The organism is Gemmobacter caeruleus, assembly GCF_008271655.1.
GTDB lineage: Bacteria > Pseudomonadota > Alphaproteobacteria > Rhodobacterales > Rhodobacteraceae > Gemmobacter > Gemmobacter caeruleus.
This window is the reverse complement of the sequence record NZ_VKKX01000054.1, coordinates 18663-36079: the sequence shown is the minus strand read 5'-3', so window position 1 is coordinate 36079 and position 17417 is coordinate 18663. Positions and strand designations below refer to the sequence as shown.

Here is a 17417-nt window from a genome sequence, read left to right as displayed (position 1 = left end):
CTTTCCGGCCCGCCGCGCGACAGTCGCGGCACAGTCAGAACGGAGAGCATCATGAAAGCCATCTGGATCGCCGCCGCCCTTGTGGCGGCTCCCCTTGCCGCGCCCGCGCTGGCCGACACGTTCGAGACCGTGAAGGTGGCGGCGGGGCGGCAGTTGTTCGACGCGGAATGCCACCGCTGCCATGCCGTCGATGCCGACAAGGCCAGCTATGGCCCGCTGCTGGAAGGCGTGGTCGGCCGGCGCGCCGGCAGTTTCGAGGGCTACCCCTATTCCGAGGCGTTGGCCGGTGCGGGATTCGTCTGGACGCCCGGGGCGCTCAAGGCCTGGATGGAGGCCAATGACGAGCTGGTGCCCGGCACCAAGATGCGCCATGTCGGCATCACCGACCCGACGGTGCAGGATTTCATCGTCAGCTATCTTGTCTCGGTGTCGAAATAGGGCGGCGCGGCGGGCCGGAATTGCGACCAAGGTCGCAGAGCCGCGCCCTGCCGGGTTGTGTCAGGCTGTTCCTCATCGCAGAGGAGGAAAGCAGCATGTCCCGATTTTCGATCCTGTCGCGCGCGGCCTGTCTGGGGCTGGCCGCCGCGATCATCGCGCTGATGCCGGGCGGCGAAGCCCGCGCGGACAGTTGGGGGAACCTGAACCCCGAGGAGGGCGGCATCGCCCATCTGGCCGCCGAACTGGCCGCGCGCCCCGATCGCGCGGGGTTCCTGTGCTGGGTCGTCTATGAAACCCAGAAGGGCGGCGCGGCAGAAAGTGCCACGTCATTCAAGGGCTTGCAGCTTTGCGCCCAGGCGGGCAACGCGCCCTCGATGATCCTGCTGGCACAGGCCTATGATCAGGGGCTTGGCACCGCACCCGATGCGGCCTGGTCAACCTATTGGGTCAAGCAGGCCGCCGCGCAGGGCTATGCAACCGGCGCCTATCACTATGGCCTTGCCCTGCTGCAAGGACATGGGGTGCCCCGCGATGCCGGGCAGGCCCGGTTCTGGCTGGACCGCGCGGCCCAGGGCGGTGACCGCGATGCGGCGCGGCTTCTGGCCAATCTGACACTGTCCTGACCCGGCTGAACGCCCATGCGCGCGGGTCGTAAGACCAATGGACAATATACGTTCCGCGCGTGCCCCGCCGATACTTGGCCCATGCCCACCACCCTGACCGCCCGGCCTGACAGCCCGGTCGCCTGGCGGGCGCGGACCGAAGGGGAGGAGGAACAAGATGAACCGTTTCGTTCTGGCCACTGTGTTGGCCTTTGCATGCATGGGTGCCGCCCATGCCGAAGTGACCGAGGCCGATCTGCTGGCCGATCAGGATACGCCCGGCGACGTGCTGACCAATGGCATGGGCCGCAGCCTGCAACGCTTCAGCCCGCTGGAAACGCTGAACCGCGACAACGTCAAGAACCTGGTCCCGGCCTGGGCCTTTTCGCTGGGCGGGGAAAAGCAGCGCGGGCAGGAAAGCCAGCCGCTGATCCATGACGGGGTGATGTATATCACCGGATCCTATTCGCGGATGTATGCGATCGACCTGAAGACCGGCAAGGAACTGTGGCAATACGATGCCCGCCTGCCCGAAGGCATCCTGCCCTGCTGCGACGTGATCAACCGGGGTGGCGCCATCTATGGCAACAACATCTATTTCGGCACGCTGGACGCGCGGATCGTCGCGCTCGACCTCAAGACCGGCGATGTGAAATGGAACAAGAAGATCGCCGATTACAAGGAAGGCTACAGCTATACCGCCGCGCCGCTGATCGTGAACGGGCTGGTGGTGACCGGCAATTCCGGCGGTGAATTCGGCATCGTCGGCGAAGTGCAGGCCCGCAACGCCGAAACCGGCGAACTGGTCTGGACCCGGCCGATGATCGAAGGCCATATGGGCACCTATATGGGCAAGGAAAGCACGATGACCGGGACGCTGAACGCGACCTGGCCGGGCGATCTGTGGAAGACCGGCGGCGGGGCGACCTGGCTGGGCGGGTCTTACGACGCCGATACCAACACGCTGGTCTTTGGCGCGGGCAACCCGGCGCCCTGGAACAGCCATCTGCGCAATGCCGGCACCCCGGTCGAGGGCAATACCGGCGACAACCTCTATGCCGCCAGCCGCGTGGGCATCGACCCGGAAAACGGCGAGATCAAGTGGCATTTCCAGACCACCCCGCGTGAAGGCTGGGATTTCGACGGCGTGAACGAGGTGGTGGGCTTTGTCGACAAGGACGGCAACAAGCGCTATGCCACCGCCGACCGCAACGGGTTCTTCTATGTGCTGAACCGCGAAGACGGCAAGTTCGTCGCCGCCTATCCCTTTGTGAAGAACATCACCTGGGCCAGCGGCATCGACGAGACCGGCCGCCCGATCTACAACGAGGACAACCGCCCCGGCGCGCCGGATGCGGCGGCCGAAGGCGGCAAGGGCCAGCAGGTCTTTGCGGTGCCGTCCTTCCTGGGTGGCAAGAACTGGATGCCGATGGCCTATAGCCAGAAGACCGGCCTGTTCTATGTGCCCTCGAACGAATGGGGCATGGATATCTGGAACGAACCGATCAGCTACAAGAAGGGCGCGGCCTATCTGGGCGCCGGCTTCACCATCAAGCCGCTGTTCGAGGATTACATCGGCAGCCTGAAGGCGATCGACCCCAATACCGGCGAAGTGAAGTGGGAATACAAGAATGACGCCCCGCTTTGGGGTGGCGTGATGTCCACCGCCGGCGGGCTGGTCTTCACCGGCAACCCCGAGGGCGATTTCATGGCCTTCGACGCCGAGACGGGCGAAAAGCTGTGGTCGTTCCAGACCGGCTCGGGCATCGTCGGCCAGCCGGTCACCTGGGAACAGGATGGCGAGCAATATGTCTCGGTCATCTCGGGCTGGGGCGGGGCGGTGCCGCTCTGGGGGGGCGAGGTGGCCAAGAAGGTCAACTACCTGAACCAGGGCGCGACGGTCTGGACCTTCCGCCTGCCCAAGCAGCTGGCCGCCGCCAACTGACCGGCATGATCTGACACGGGGAACGGGCGCGCGGGAAACCGGGCGCCCGTTTCGCTGCGCGGCATCGGTACGCGGGTTTCGCTGCGCTGCGGCTTCGACTTATGGAGCATATGGTGCTGCTGCCCGGCTTGTTAGGCTTGCGGAAACCGCCTGCCCGACCCGGAGCCTGTCGCATGACCGCCGAGCAACGCCCCAGCCCCGCTGCTGCCCAAGCCTTTCATACGGCGCTGATCGTCGATGACCATCCGCTGTTCTGCGACGCGCTGACCATGACCTTGCAGGCCGTGGCCGGGATCGAGACGGTGGAAACCGCCGAATGCCTGACCACCGCGCTGGCCCGGATCGAGGCGCGCCGCCCGATGCCCGATGTGGTGGTGCTGGATCTCAATCTGCCCGATGTGAACGGGCTAGAAGGGCTGATGCGCCTGCGCCAGACCGCGCCCGATCTGCCGGTGGTGGTGGTGTCGTCGAATGACGAACCGCGGGTCATCCGCTCTGCCATCCTGGCCGGCGCGGCGGGGTTCGTGCCCAAGCATTCGCGGCGCGAGATGTTCCGCGCGGCCTTTGCCACCATCGCCCGGGGCGAGGTGTTCCTGCCCGAAAGCAGCGGTGACGCCCTGGCCGAGGGCAATGGCATGACCCCCCAGGACGAGGCGATCCGCCGGCTGAGCCAGCTGACGCGCCAGCAGGCCAACATCCTGGAACAGATCTGCGCGGGCAAGATGAACAAGCAGATCGCCTATGACCTGTCGATCGCCGAAACCACGGTCAAGGCGCATGTCACCGCGATCATGCGCAAGCTGGAGGTCTATAGCCGCACCCAGGCGGTGCTGCTGGCGCGCGAGGCGCATTCGACCGGCGCCGTCGCCGAACCCTGGCGCTGGCGATAGGCCCGGCCGCAGGATGGATGCCGCCGCCCCCCCCGATGCCCGTCCGGCGCGCCCCGGTCAGCCGCTGACCGCCACCGCCCCAGCCGATGCCCCGGACGCTTTGGCCCAGTTGCAGCGCGCGCTTGGCCCCGGCCCCTTTGCGCAGGTGTTTCTGTTCGTCAGCCCCGCCGCCGATTGCGCCGCCTTGTGCCGCCGCGCGGCGCATGCCTTTGCCCCCGCCCGGGTCAGCGGCTGCACCACCTCGGGCGAGTTGACGGGGCGGGGTTATGATGACGGGCAGATCGTGGCCTTTGCCCTGCCCGCCGCCGGGTTCGAAGTGGCGCAGCTGGTGATCGAGGATCTCGATCAGCTGGATCCGCGTCAGGTGATCGCCGATCTGCTGCGCACGCGGCAAAATCTGGGCAACCGCGCCGCGCAGAAACCGAATGAATGCGCGGTGTTGCTGGTCGATGGGCTGTCGGGGCAGGAAGATGCGCTGATGGCCGCGCTGTCGGGCGGTCTTGGCCCCGTGCCGGTGATCGGCGGATCGGCGGGCGATGGCGGCGCCTTCCGGCAGACGCTGGTCCATGCGCAGGGCAAGGTGCTGCGCAATGCGGCGGTGCTGACGCTGCTGCGGTCGCAGGGGCGGGTGCGGCCCTTCTCGCTCGATCATCTGCGACCGACGCGGGCGCGCATGGTGGTGACCCATGCCGACCCCGCGCATCGCATTGTGGCGCGCATCAATGACGAACCCGCCGCCGAGGAATATGCCCGCCTGCTGGGCCTGCGCCCCGAGCTGCTGTCACCCTTTGTCTTTGCCACCCATCCGGTGCTGGTGCGGGTGGGCGGCCGTCACCATGCCCGCGCCATTCAGAGCGCCGAACCGGACGGATCGCTGATCTTCTTTTCCGCCATTGCCGAGGGGCTGATCCTGACGCTGGCGGAATCGCGCGACATGGCCGGGCACCTGTCCGAGGAACTGGCCCGCCTGTCGCGCGACGGGGCGCCGGCGGCCATTCTGGGCTTTGACTGCTTTTTTCGCCGGCTGGAGGCCGAGGGCCGCCAATGCGGACGCGAGATCTCCGACATCCTCGCGCGCCACGGGGTGACCGGCTTTTCCACCTATGGCGAACAGGTGGGGGCGATGCATGTGAACCAGACCATGACCGGCCTTGCCTTCTATCCGCCCGGGGCGGCGGCATGAACGGGCTGGCCGAACGCGACCTCGACAGCGCGCTGTCGCTCATCAATCCGCAGGACACGCCCGAGCGGCAAAACCAGAAACTGCTGACCATCGCCGCCGCGCTGATCCGCCATGCCGAGGAGATGACCGAGGATCGCGGCGCCGCCTATGCGCAATTCCAGCGCGCCGCCATGCTGGAGGATCAGGTCCGCGAACGCACCCGCGATCTGGAACGCACGCTCGATCTGCTGAACGCCACGAATGCCCGTCTGGCCGAAGCCAGCCGCGAGACCGAGGCGGCGCGGCAAAACCTCGCCACCGCGATCGAGACGGTGCAAGAGGGCTTTGCCCTGTTCGACCCGCAGGATGTGCTGGTCATGTGCAATTCGCGCTTCAACGCGCTGTTGCCAGATATCCGCGACCGGCTGGTGCCGGGCCTGCATTTCACCGATTACCTGCGCATCGCCGCCGGTTCGGCCTTTCTGGGCCTGCCCGAAGGGATGACCCCGCAAGACTGGATCGAGATGCGGCTGCAACGGCACGAGCAGCACCATTTCATCCTGACGCAGCGCATGGGGCCGGATCGCTGGATGCAGGTCTCGGAACATCGCACCCGCGATGGCGGCACCGTCATCCTGCAAACCGAGGTGACCGACCTGATCCGCGCCGAACGCGAGGCGCGGGGCCGCATGCTGGACGATCAGGCGGCGGTGCTGCGCGCCACGCTTGAACATCTGCAACTGGGGGTCTGCATCTTTGACGCGCGGCTGCAACTGCTCGGATGGAATGAAAGGCTGGCCGAATTCCTGACCCTGCCGCGCACCCGGCTGCGGCAGGGCATGCAGTTCGACAGCCTGTTCGAACAGGTGCGCGGGCAGTTCATCTTTCCCTCCGGCCTTGGCCCCTATCGGCTGGCCGACTGGGTGCAGCGCCACCGCAGGCGGCATCCGTTCCAGATGGAGGTCACGCGCGAGGGCGGGCAGATCTACGAGATCTTCGCGCAAAGCCTGCCCGATGGCGGCTTTGTCATGTCGCTGTCGGATGTCACCTCGGAACGCAGCGCGCTGGCCGCACTGAGCAAGACCAACGAAACGCTGGAGGCCCGCGTGGCCGAACGCACGCTGGAGCTGGAGGATGCGCTGGCGCTGGCCGAACGCGCCAATGCCTCGCGTGCGCGGTTCGTGGCGGCGGCCAGTCACGACCTCTTGCAACCCCTGTCGGCGGCCAAGCTGTTTCTGGCCTCGCTCAGCGATGACGCGCTGTCGGCGCCGGCCCGCAAGACGCTGGAAAAGGCGCAGAACGCGCTTGGGTCGGTCGAGGGAATTCTGGGCGCGCTGCTGGATATCTCGCGGCTGGAATCGGGCCGCGCGGCGGTGGAGCCGGGCAGCGTGGCGCTTGGCCCGTTGTTTCGGCAACTGGCCGACGAATTTACCCCGATGGCCGCGAAGAAGGGGCTGCGGCTGGTGATCCGCCCGACCGAGGCGGTGGTGGTCTCGGATCGCAGCTATCTGCGGCGTATCCTGCAAAACCTGATCTCCAACGCCCTGCGCTATACCGCGCGCGGCACGGTGCTGGTGGCGGCGCGGCGGCGCGGCGGGCTGTGGCGGCTTGAGGTGCGCGATTCCGGCCCCGGCATCGCGCCCGACGATCAGGCGCTGATCTTTCGCGAATTTCATCGGGTGAATGCCCATGCCTCGGCCGCCGAAGGGATGGGGCTGGGCCTTGCCATCGTGGAACGTGCGGCGGCGCTGTTGCAGCACCCGCTGGACCTGCGCTCGGCGCCGGGGCGGGGGTCATGCTTTGCCGTCGATCTGCCGCCGGCGACCGGGCCGGCGCAGCCCCTGCCCGAAAGCCCCGCCCGCCCCGGCGCCGAACGCGACCCCGAGGCCTCGGACCGGCTGGTGCTGCTGGTGGAGAACGACGCGGAACTGTCGGGCGCCATGGTGCAACTGCTGGAACAATGGGGTGTCACGGTGCTGGATGTCGCCTCGGGCGAAGAGGCGCTGGAGCTGATCGACGCGACCGGGGTCGAACCCGACATCTGCCTGATCGACTATCAGCTGGGCGACGGGATGGACGGGCTGGATTGTCTGGCGGCGCTGCGCGACCGGCTGGGCGATGCGGTGCCCGCGCGGCTGGTCACCGCCAATCGCAGCGAGGAAATGCGCCAGCGCGCGGCCCGGATGGGGGTGCCGATCCTGCCCAAGCCCATCCTGCCCGACGCCCTGTCGGATGTGCTGTTCGCCCGGCCCTAGCCCTGACGCAGCGGCGCGAAATCCAGCGTGACGCTGGCGCGGCCCTCGGCGATGCGCCATTCCGGCGTCAGACCCAGATCCTCGGCCAGGGCCTGCACGATGGCCAGACCCAACCCGGTGCCGGGCGAGCCGTCGCGCTTGTCAAAGGGGGCCATGCGAAAGGCCGCGGCGGGGGCGGCGGCGTTCGACAGGGTCAGCCGCCCCTCGGGGTAAAGCCGCAGCCGCACATCGCCGATGCCATGCTGCACCGCATTCTCGATCAGGTTGCGCAAAAGGATCGCCAGCGCATCGGGATCGACCCGCAGCGGCAGACGTTCCACATCGCCGTCATCCAGCCGGATCGGCCCGGGGCTGTGGCGGGCCTCCTCCTCCAGCACCAGCCGCAGGATGCGGACCAGATCGGCCTCGCCGGCCTCGCGCCCCAGCCCGGCCTCGGCGCGCGACAGTTGCAGCAGGCGCTCCACCCGGCGGGTCAGCGCATCCAGCGTGGCGATGTCCTGCGCCGCCACATCCGGCCCGCCGGTTTCCAGCCGGGCGCGCAGCGTGGCCAGCGGCGTGCGCAATTCATGCGCGGCATTGGCGACAAAGTGCCGCTCGGCCTGCCGCAGCGCGTCGATCCGGTGCAGGAAATCGTTGAATGACAGCGCCAGCGGGCGCAGCTCATCGGGCAGGCCGCCGGTTTCCAGCGGCGACAGGTCGTCGGGCCGCCGCCCTGTCACCTCGGAGGCAAAGCGCCCGACCGGCGACATCGACCGCCGCATGGTGCGCCGCGTGGCCCATAATACCAGCGCCAGCAGCGGCAGCATGGGCACCACGAGGACATTGGTGCTTTCTAGCACCTCCTCGCGCCGCCAGGCCAGGGAATGCCCCATCTCGATCGTCGCGCCATCGGCCTGCCGGCGCAGCACGCGCCAACCCTGCGCATTGCTGAAACCATCGCGCTTCAGCACGCCCCAGGGCGCCGGAGAGACCGGCAGATCGGCGGCGGTGACGCGCAGCACCTGTTCGTCGCTGTCGGGCGTCAGACCCAGCTCGCGCGGGATCGGGTCGCGCCCGTGGCCATGTTCGGCGGAATCGAGCAGCAGGATGGTGGTCTGCACCACCGTCTCCATCTCTTCGTCCATCAGCTCGCCGATTTCATGGTCCAGCGCCCAGACCACCAGCCCGATGGTCGCAACCCAGCCCAGCGCCACCAGCGGCAGGATGTGGCGCGACAGCCGCCCGGCCAGAGACCAGCCCCGGCTCATGGCACCAGATATCCCAGACCGCGCCGCGTCTCGATCACCCCCGGCCCCAGCTTTTGCCGCAGGCGCGAGATATAGACCTCCACCGCGTTGCCTTCGATCGTGTCGTCAAAGGCATAAAGTGTTTCCTCCAGCGCGGGGCGCGACATGATGCGGCCGCGCTGGCCCAGCAAGGCATCCAGCACCGACCATTCGCGCGAGGTCAGGCGCAGCTCGGCCCCGTCGCGCCAGACCTTCGCGGCAGCGCGGTCGATCTCCAGCCCGGCCAGCGCAATACGGTTTGCCGGCTGGCCCTGCCCGCGCCGGGCATGGGCGCGGATGCGCGCGGCCAGTTCCTGAAGATCGAAGGGCTTGACCACATAGTCATCCGCCCCGGCATCCAGCCCGGCGATGCGGTCGCTGATCTGGTCGCGCGCGGTCGCGATCAGGACCGGCGTCCTGTCCCCCGCCGCGCGACGGGCGCGCAGCAGTTCCAGCCCCGACCCGCCCGGCAGGCCAAGATCCAGAATGACACAGGCGTAATCTGCCACGGCCCAGGCCGCATCGGCGGTGGCAAGGTCGGGCGCGTGATCCACCGCATGCCCCTCGCCGCGCAGGAACCCCGCGACGGCCTCGGCCAGATCAAGCGTATCTTCGACAAGCAGCAATCTCATGCCCCCAGAGATAGCGCCGCCGCCGCGCCAAGGCGAGCCGTTTCCCCGCGGCTGGAAAAAACTTGTGCCCCTCCAAAACCGTAAGCCGGCCGCAAGGTTGGGCTGCGATCAGGTCGCCATCAAGCATCGAGCATATAGGAGAAACTGATGCGCAAGTTCCTGATCGCCGGCCTCGTCACCCTGGCCGCCGCCGTGCCCGCCCTGGCGGAAGAGCGCTGCAACGTGCCGCAAGACCAGTGGCGCCCCGAAGCCGACCTGCGCGCCGATCTGGAAGGCAAGGGCTGGACCATCAGCAACATCAAGACCGAGGATGGCTGCTTTGAGGTCTATGGCAAGGATCAGGACGGCAAGAAGGTCGAGGTCTTCATCGACCCGGCCAGCTTTGAAATCGTCGGCAGCGATGAGTGATCGCGCCACGGCCCCCGGCATGGTCAAGGTCTGGGATCCGTTCGTGCGCGGGTTCCACTGGCTGTTGCTGACGCTGATCGCGGTGTGCTGGCTGACCGAAGACGGCCCCAAGACGCTGCATCAGGCCTCGGGCTATGGCGTGGCGGCGCTGATCGTGATGCGCATCCTGTGGGGCTTTGTCGGCCCGCGCCACGCGCGGTTCAGCGACTTTGTCAGGGGCCCGCGCAAGGTGCTGGCCTATCTGGCCGCGCTGCTTGCCGGACGCGAGCCGCGCTTTCTGGGCCACAACCCGGCGGGCGGGGCGATGATCGTCGCGCTGATCCTGGCGGTGGGCGCCACCGCGCTGACCGGCTGGCTTCAGACCACCGATGCCTTCTGGGGCGCGGAATGGCTGGAGGAGGTGCATGAGATGGCGGCGACGATGATCCTTGTGCTGGCGGCGGTGCATGTCGCGGGCGTGATCGTGGAAAGCTGGCGCCACCGCGAGAACCTCGTGACGGCGATGATTGACGGCCACAAGCGCGGCCATTGAAGCGCCCCTTGCGGGCCTGGGGTTGGCAGGGAACTGCCGGCCCCGTTCCTCACTCTTGCAGGCTATGGAATGACTACGATCCTTTCGCGGGACAGTGCGCTGTGGCGCCGGCCGCAAACCACCCCGCTCGCGCTCAATCTCGTGGTCGCGACCTATCTGATGGTCGTGAGCAATGGCGGTTTCTGGGCCGCCGCCAGCACCCTGTTCAAAGGTGCGCCGCTGGATGTCATCGGCATCGGCCTCGCGGTCTGGAGCGTGACGTTCTTCACGCTCAGTCTGGTGTCGCTGCCCTGGCTGCACCGGCCGTTTCTGGCCGTGCTGATCCTGGTCGCCGCCGGGGCGGCCTATTACCAGAAAACGCTGGGCGTGCTGATCGACCGCGACATGATCCGCAACATCATGGAAACCACGGTCACGGAATCAAAGCACCTGATCACCGCCGATTACCTGCGCCACATGGCGCTGACCGGGGTGCTGCCAGCGGTGCTGCTGTTCTGGCCGCGTGTGAAATGGCCGCCGCTGCGGCATCTTGTCTGGCGCTGGCCGACCTCTATCGTCGCAGGGTTCGCGCTGACCGTCGCCTTCCTGATGACCGATTTCAAGGCCTACTCTGCCGTGATCCGCGAACACAAGGAGATGATGGGCGCCTATCAACCCGGTGCGACCATCGCGGCACTGTTCAAATACGGCAAGGATCAGATGCGCGGCGCACAGGTTGCCGCGAAACCGCTGGGCACCGATGCGAAAAAGGGCCCGCATCTGTCTGCCGCCGACAAGCCCGCCCTGCTGATCCTGTTCGTGGGCGAAACCGCGCGGGCGCAGAATTTCGGCCTGAACGACTATGCCCGCGATACCACGCCGGAATTGCGCAAGCGCGATGTCATCAACTTTTCCCAGGCCAGTTCCTGCGGCACCTCGACTGCCGTCTCGGTGCCCTGCATGTTCTCGCCCTTCGCGCGCGACGACTATTCGCGCCCGAAATATCTGGGGTCGGAAAACCTGCTGGATGTGCTGGCCCATGCCGGCGTCAAGGCCGATTGGTGGGACAACAATACCGGCGATCAGCAAGTTGCCGCGCGCACCGGATGGCAGCGGGTGGATGCGAAATTCGACCCCGCCTCCTGCGCCGAGGGCGAATGCACCGATGATGCCTTTTTCAAGGTGATCGACACCACCATCAAGGGCATGACCGAAGACACCGTTCTGGTCCTGCACATGATCGGCAGCCATGGCCCGGCCTATTACCTGCGCTATCCCAAGGCCGCGGCCGTATTCACCCCCGATTGCCGGACCGCGCAATTCTCGGACTGCACGCCCGAGGAAATCGTGAACGCCTATGACAATTCGATCCTGCAAACCGACCGCGTGGTCGCCCATGCGATCGACATGGCCGAGGCCGCGCCCAATGTTCTGCCGGCGGTGCTGTTCATGTCGGATCACGGCGAATCGCTGGGCGAGGGTGGTCTCTATCTGCATGCCGCGCCCGCCTTCATGGCGCCCGAGGTGCAGACCCGTGTGCCCTTCGTGCTGTGGCTGTCGGAACGTTTTGCCGGCGCCATGGGCATCGACAAGGCCTGTCTTGCCGCCAAGGGTGCGGATGCCGTCAGCCATGACAACCTGTTCCACAGCGTGCTAGGTCTGATGGATATCCAGACCGGCGTGCGCAGCGATGACCTCGATCTCGTCGCGTCCTGCCGCAAGACAGAGGCGATGTAACATGTCCGAACCGCCCAAGGTGGTGCCGCCGCGCAGCGGTTTGCTGCATCTGGTCGATGCGACCGGCTATTCCTTGCAGGGGCTGCGGCGGCTTTTGCGCGAATCCGCCGCGCGGCATGAATGCCTGTGGGGCGGGCTGGGGCTGGCCGCGCTGCTGCTGCGCGGCGCCTCGGCCGGGCAGGTCGCGGGTTTTGCCATGCTGGTGCTGGCCCTGCTGGCGGTAGAGGCGCTGAACACCGCGCTGGAGGAGATCGTCGATCACCTTTCCCCGGGCTGGTCGGAAATGGCGAAAAACGCCAAGGATCTGGGCTCGCTCGCCGTCGGGCTGACTGCCCTCATCGCGGGGGTGCAATTCGCCACCGCGATGATCTGGCCGGGCTGAGCAGATGCGCGGGCTGGCGCGTTACCCCGCCTGGGTGCTTTTTCTGGTGATGGGGCTGGTCGGCGGGGCCGGGGCCTGGCTGTCCTTTGACGTGATCCGGCTGACCATGGCGAATGTCGATCTGGTGCAGCGCCATGGCGGCATGGCGCTGCTGGATGGCGGGCTGATTCAGGCGCTGATGCTGGGGCTGCGCGGGCTGTTGATCCTTGCGCTCTATCTGGCCTTCAAGCTGCTGGAGGTTGAACTGGTCACCCGCTGGCGCGCCGGCCCCGGGGGGCCGGATCGCAAACCGTAATTCAAAAGCGGCACGTCATATTTCGCAAGCGACATAAATCCGCTTGCCAAGCCGATTTCCTTCGCGTAATCCCGGCAGCGGGACACCTCTCCCCAACGAGAGGCTTATATCTGGAAGGATACCATGGCTGATCTGATCGCCCCGGCTGCGCGCCCGGCAAATCCGCGTTTTTCGTCTGGCCCCTGCGCCAAACTTCCCGGCTTCACCCTCGACATGCTTGCTGACGCGCCGCTGGGCCGCTCGCACCGTGCCGCCGTTGGCAAGGCGAAGCTGAAAGAGGCCATCGACCTCACCCGTGACATTCTGGGCGTGCCCGCCGATTACCGCATCGGCATCGTGCCCGCCTCTGACACCGGCGCCGTGGAAATGGCGCTGTGGAGCCTGCTGGGCGCGCGCCCGGTCGAAATGCTGGCCTGGGAATCCTTCGGTGAAGGCTGGGTCACCGATGTCGTGAAACAGCTCAAGCTGGATGCCAAGGTGCAGAAGGCCGGCTATGGCGAGATCGTCGATTTCGCCACCGTCGATTTTGACCGCGACGTGGTGTTCACCTGGAACGGCACCACCTCGGGCGTGCGCGTGCCGAATGGCGACGCGATCCCGGCGAACCGCGCCGGCCTGACCATCTGCGACGCCACCAGCGCCGCCTTCGCGATGGACCTGCCCTGGGACAAGCTCGATGTTACCACCTTCTCCTGGCAGAAGGTGCTGGGCGGCGAGGGCGGCCATGGCGTGCTGATCCTGTCGCCGCGCGCGGTGGAACGGCTGGAAAGCTATACCCCGGCCTGGCCGCTGCCCAAGATTTTCCGCCTGACCTCCAAGGGCAAGCTGATCGAGGGCATCTTCGTCGGCGAAACGATCAACACCCCGTCGATGCTTTGCGTCGAGGATTATCTGGTCGCGCTGAAATGGGCGAAATCCCTGGGCGGGCTGAAAGGGCTGATCGCGCGCAGCGAAGGCAATGCCAAGGCGATTGCCGATTTCATCGCCGGCAAGGACTGGATCGCCAATCTGGCGGTCGATCCGGCCACGGCCTCCTGCACTTCGGTCTGCCTGAAGTTCACCGATCCGCGCATCGCGGACGGCGCGACCTTTGCCAAGAATGTGGCGAAACGGCTGGAAAAGGCCGGCGTGGCGCTGGATGCCGGCGCCTATCGCGACGCGCCCCCCGGCCTGCGCATCTGGTGTGGCGCCACGGTGGAAACCGCCGATGTGACCGCGCTGATGCCCTGGATCGAATACGCCTTCGCGGCCGAGATCGCGGCGCTGACCGAAGCGGCCTGATCCTTTCGGGGGCGCGGATGCGCCCCCCCCTTTCCCCATCCCCCGGATGCGCCCCGCGCATCAATGTGAACAGATATTCGCAAAGGATAGCGATATGGCTCCCCGCGTTCTCGTTTCCGACGAACTTTCCGAAACCGCCGTCCAGATCTTCCGCGATCGCGGCGTCGAGGTCGATTACATGCCGAAGCTCGGCAAGGACAAGGAAAAGCTGGCCGAAATCATCGGGCAGTATGACGGCCTTGCCATCCGTTCGGCCACCAAGGTCACCGAAAAACTGCTGGAAAGCGCCACGAATCTCAAGGTCGTGGGCCGCGCCGGTATCGGTGTCGATAACGTCGATATCCCGGCCGCGTCCAAGAAAGGCGTGATCGTGATGAACACGCCCTTCGGCAACTCGATCACCACGGCCGAACATGCCATCGCCATGATGTTCGCCGTGGCCCGGCAACTGCCCGAGGCATCGGCCTCCACCCATGCCGGCAAATGGGAAAAGTCGAAATTCATGGGGGTCGAGCTGTTCAACAAGACGCTCGGCGTGATCGGGGCCGGCAATATCGGCGGCATCGTCTGCGACCGCGCCGTCGGTCTCAAGATGAAGGTCATCGCCTATGACCCCTTCCTGTCGGAAGAACGCGCGAAAACGCTGGGCGTGCACAAGGTGGAGCTGGACGAGCTGCTGGCCAAGGCCGATTTCATCACCCTGCATGTGCCGCTGACCGACAAGACCCGCAACATCCTGTCGCGCGAGAACCTCGCCAAGACGAAAAAGGGCGTGCGCATCATCAACTGCGCCCGGGGCGGTCTGGTCGATGAGGCGGCGCTGAAGGATGCGCTGGACAGCGGCCATGTCGCGGGCGCGGCGCTTGACGTGTTCGAGGTGGAGCCGGCGACCGAGAACGTGCTGTTCAACCACCCCAATGTCGTGGTGACGCCGCATCTGGGCGCCTCCACCACCGAGGCGCAGGAAAACGTGGCGCTGCAAGTGGCCGAACAGATGTCGGATTACCTGCTGACCGGCGCGGTGCAGAACGCGCTGAACATGCCCAATGTCACCGCCGAACAGGCCGCGATCATGGGGCCGTGGATCAAGCTTGCCTCGCATCTGGGCGCCTTCATCGGCCAGATGACCGACGAGCCGATCCGTGCGATCAACATCCTGTATGACGGTCGCGTGGCCGAGATGAATACCGCCGCGCTCAACCAGGCGGTCATCGCGGGCGTGCTGAAGGCGCAGAACCCGGATGTGAACCTGGTGTCGGCCCCGATCGTGGCCAAGGACAAGGGCATCCAGATCTCCACCACGCGGCAGGACAAGACCGGGGTGTTCGACGCCTATGTCAAGGTGACCATGGTCACCGACAAGCGCGAACGCTCGGTCGCGGGCACCTGCTTTGCCGATGGCAAGCCGCGCTTCATCCAGATCAAGGGCATCAATATCGACGCCGAGGTCGGCGCCCATATGCTCTATACCACCAACGAGGACGTGCCGGGCATCATCGGCCTTCTGGGCATGACCATGGGCAAGAACGGCGTGAACATCGCCAACTTCACCCTTGGCCGGTCGGGCGTGGGGCAGGATGCGATCGCGCTGCTGTATCTGGATCAGGCGATCGACCCGAAAGTGGTGGACACGCTGGAGGCGACCGGCATGTTCCAGCAGGTCAAGCCGCTGCAATTCGAAGTGGCCTGAACCCGCCGCACAGAGACGTCAGAGGGCCGGGGGAGACATTCCCCGGCCCTTCGCGTTTGTGCTGGACGCCGCAGGTGGCGCGGATAATCTGGCGCGGCAGAACGGGGGCCGCGATGGACAATTGGGACGAGATCCGCACCGCCTTTCAGGTGGCCCGGCTGGGCACCGTATCGGGGGCGGCAGATGCGCTTGGCGTGCATCATGCGACGGTGATCCGCCATATCGACGCGCTGGAAAAACGGCTGGGCGCCAAGCTGTTCCAGCGTCATGCGCGGGGCTATACCCCCACCGAGGCCGGGCGCGACCTTCTGACGGTGGCCCAGTCAACCGAGGATCAGTTCGCGCAGCTGGCCAGCCGCATCAAGGGCCAGGGCGAGGTGGTCTCGGGCGAATTGCTGGTGACGGCGATCACCGGCATCGCCGATCTGCTGGCGCCGGTCTTTGCCGATTTCCAGCGCGCCCATCCGCAGGTCATCATCCGTTTCCTGACCGACATGCGCGTCTTCCGGCTGGATTATGGCGAGGCACATGTGGCGATCCGCGCCGGCAGCCAGCCGCAAGAGCCGGATTATGTGGTGCAGCCGCTGATCCGCATGCGCTCGGCGCTTTACGCCGCGCGCAGCTACGCCGAGGCGCATGGCCTGCCCGAAAGCGCCGACGATTTCGCGCGCCACCGCTTCATCGGCAATGACAATCTGGAAAGCCGGGCGCCTTTTTACCGCTGGCTGCGCGCCCATGTGCCGGAAAGCGCGATTTCCTTTCGCGCGACCGAACCGGATTCGACCGCGCGGGCGGTGCATGCGGGGCTTGGCCTCGGCTTTCTGCCGGTGCGCCATGCCGCCAGCCAGCCCGACCTGATCGAGGTGATGCCGCCGCAAAGCGACTGGGAGGCGCCCTTGTGGCTCGTGACCCATGTCGATTTGCACCGCACGCTCAAGGTCCAGAGCTTTCTGACCGAACTGCGCCGCGCGGCGGCGGGCTGGGGCGCGGCATGAACCTTTCGCCTGCCCAGGCCGGTCATCTGGCGATGCTGGCCTTTTCCGCGCTGGTCGCGGGGTCGTTCTCGCTGGGGGCGCTGGCCGCGCCGCTGATCGACCCGGCGGCGCTGACCGTGCCGCGCTTTGCCCTGGCGGGCGCGCTGGTCGGGGCGGCCGCCGTGGCGCAGGGCAAGCTGCGGCGCGAGTCGCTGGTGGCACCATGGCGCTATCTGGTGCTGGGCGGGCTGCTGGCCATCTATTTCGTCCTGATGTTCGAGGGGTTGAAAACCGCGGCGGCGGTGCCGACGGCGGCGGTATTCACCCTGACGCCGGTCATGGCGGCGGGGTTCGGCTGGCTGACCCTGCGCCAGCACACGACCGGGCGGATGGCGCTGGCGCTGGCGGTCGGAGCCGTCGGGGCGGGCTGGGTGATCTTTCGCGGCGACCTGTCGGCGGCGCTGCGGCTGGAGATCGGCCATGGCGAATGGCTGTATTTCTGGGGCTGCGCAGCACATGCGCTGTATACGCCGCTGGTGCGGCGCCTGAACCGGGGCGAACCGGCGGTGACCTTCAGCTTTGGTGTCATGGTCGCCGGGTTCCTGCTGCTGGCGATCTATGGCGCCCGGGCGATGCTGGAAACAGACTGGGCGCAATTGCCGCCGATTGTCTGGATCTGCCTGATCTATGTCTCGGTCGCGGCGACCGCGCTGACCTTTGTCGCGCTGCAATTCGCCACCCTGCGCCTGCCGGCGGCCAAGGTCATGGCCTATACCTATCTGGTGCCCTCCTGGGTCTTGCTGTGGGAAATCGTGCTTGGCCGCCCGCTGCCGCCGCTGACCGTGCTGACGGGCGTCGGGCTGACCATCGCTGCGCTGCTCTTGCTGTTGAAGGATGAACACCCTGCGGCGATGCGCAACTGACCTGTGCATTCACGCAGGGCGACAAGT

At 66.6% G+C, this 17417-nt stretch carries 17 protein-coding genes; 15 read left to right on the top strand and 2 right to left on the bottom strand.

What is annotated here, in order from left to right:
* Positions 1–51 precede the first annotated feature (51 nt).
* The 6 genes from FOA17_RS18760 to FOA17_RS18735 all read left to right on the top strand — a co-directional run bounded on the left by FOA17_RS18760 (position 52) and on the right by FOA17_RS18735 (position 7292).
* On the top strand, positions 52–438 hold the full coding sequence (locus FOA17_RS18760; RefSeq protein WP_149143049.1) for a c-type cytochrome: 387 nt from the start codon (positions 52–54) through the stop codon (positions 436–438).
* A 95-nt stretch (positions 439–533) separates the two neighbouring features.
* Positions 534–1061 carry a tetratricopeptide repeat protein gene (locus FOA17_RS18755; protein WP_149143048.1) on the top strand — a complete coding sequence of 176 codons (528 nt, stop codon included), beginning with the start codon at positions 534–536 and terminating at the stop codon, positions 1059–1061.
* A gap of 157 nt (positions 1062–1218) precedes the next feature.
* Positions 1219–2985 (top strand): PQQ-dependent methanol/ethanol family dehydrogenase, encoded by a 1767-nt coding sequence (locus tag FOA17_RS18750; protein WP_149143047.1) that lies wholly within the window; start codon positions 1219–1221, stop codon positions 2983–2985.
* Between the two features lie 173 nt (positions 2986–3158).
* Complete coding sequence (locus tag FOA17_RS18745; protein WP_149143046.1) at positions 3159–3875, top strand: response regulator; 717 nt, start codon at positions 3159–3161, stop codon at positions 3873–3875.
* 13 nt (positions 3876–3888) lie between these two features.
* Positions 3889–5058, top strand: a complete 1170-nt coding sequence (locus FOA17_RS18740) for an FIST N-terminal domain-containing protein (RefSeq protein ID WP_149143045.1) — start codon at positions 3889–3891, stop codon at positions 5056–5058.
* Entirely contained in the window at positions 5055–7292 is a 2238-nt protein-coding gene (locus FOA17_RS18735) for a PAS-domain containing protein (RefSeq protein WP_149143044.1), read from the top strand. The genes FOA17_RS18740 and FOA17_RS18735 overlap by 4 nt, the downstream gene beginning before the upstream one ends.
* Here the strand turns inward: FOA17_RS18735 and FOA17_RS18730 are convergent.
* Positions 7289–8539, bottom strand: coding sequence for a sensor histidine kinase (locus FOA17_RS18730; RefSeq protein WP_149143043.1), 1251 nt, complete (start codon positions 8537–8539; stop codon positions 7289–7291). The two genes, FOA17_RS18735 and FOA17_RS18730, sit on opposite strands and share 4 nt — an antisense overlap.
* The gene (locus FOA17_RS18725; protein WP_149143042.1) at positions 8536–9189 is read right to left on the bottom strand and encodes a response regulator transcription factor; all 654 of its coding nucleotides are present in this window, start codon (positions 9187–9189) and stop codon (positions 8536–8538) included. Before FOA17_RS18725 ends, FOA17_RS18730 begins: the two co-directional genes overlap by 4 nt.
* A 147-nt stretch (positions 9190–9336) precedes the next feature.
* Here FOA17_RS18725 and FOA17_RS18720 point away from each other — a divergent pair, with 147 nt between their 5' ends.
* The 9 genes from FOA17_RS18720 to FOA17_RS18680 all read left to right on the top strand — a co-directional run bounded on the left by FOA17_RS18720 (position 9337) and on the right by FOA17_RS18680 (position 17390).
* Complete coding sequence (locus tag FOA17_RS18720; RefSeq protein ID WP_149143041.1) at positions 9337–9597, top strand: PepSY domain-containing protein; 261 nt, start codon at positions 9337–9339, stop codon at positions 9595–9597.
* Positions 9590–10129, top strand: coding sequence for a cytochrome b/b6 domain-containing protein (locus FOA17_RS18715; RefSeq protein WP_238991889.1), 540 nt, complete (start codon positions 9590–9592; stop codon positions 10127–10129). Before FOA17_RS18720 ends, FOA17_RS18715 begins: the two co-directional genes overlap by 8 nt.
* A 69-nt stretch (positions 10130–10198) precedes the next feature.
* Positions 10199–11845, top strand: a complete 1647-nt coding sequence (locus FOA17_RS18710; protein ID WP_149143040.1) for a phosphoethanolamine transferase — start codon at positions 10199–10201, stop codon at positions 11843–11845.
* A gap of 1 nt (position 11846) precedes the next feature.
* Positions 11847–12227: a diacylglycerol kinase gene (locus FOA17_RS18705; RefSeq protein ID WP_149143039.1), complete on the top strand. Its 381-nt coding sequence runs from the start codon at positions 11847–11849 to the stop codon at positions 12225–12227.
* A gap of 4 nt (positions 12228–12231) precedes the next feature.
* Positions 12232–12522 (top strand): hypothetical protein, encoded by a 291-nt coding sequence (locus FOA17_RS18700; protein ID WP_149143038.1) that lies wholly within the window; start codon positions 12232–12234, stop codon positions 12520–12522.
* A gap of 123 nt (positions 12523–12645) precedes the next feature.
* The gene (locus FOA17_RS18695; RefSeq protein WP_149143037.1) at positions 12646–13803 is read left to right on the top strand and encodes a phosphoserine transaminase; all 1158 of its coding nucleotides are present in this window, start codon (positions 12646–12648) and stop codon (positions 13801–13803) included.
* A gap of 94 nt (positions 13804–13897) precedes the next feature.
* Positions 13898–15493 carry a phosphoglycerate dehydrogenase gene (serA, locus tag FOA17_RS18690; RefSeq protein WP_149143036.1) on the top strand — a complete coding sequence of 532 codons (1596 nt, stop codon included), beginning with the start codon at positions 13898–13900 and terminating at the stop codon, positions 15491–15493.
* Between the two features lie 113 nt (positions 15494–15606).
* Entirely contained in the window at positions 15607–16488 is an 882-nt protein-coding gene (locus FOA17_RS18685) for a LysR family transcriptional regulator (protein ID WP_149143035.1), read from the top strand.
* Complete coding sequence (locus tag FOA17_RS18680; RefSeq protein ID WP_149143034.1) at positions 16485–17390, top strand: DMT family transporter; 906 nt, start codon at positions 16485–16487, stop codon at positions 17388–17390. The genes FOA17_RS18685 and FOA17_RS18680 overlap by 4 nt, the downstream gene beginning before the upstream one ends.
* The last annotated feature ends 27 nt before the right edge of the window (positions 17391–17417 follow it).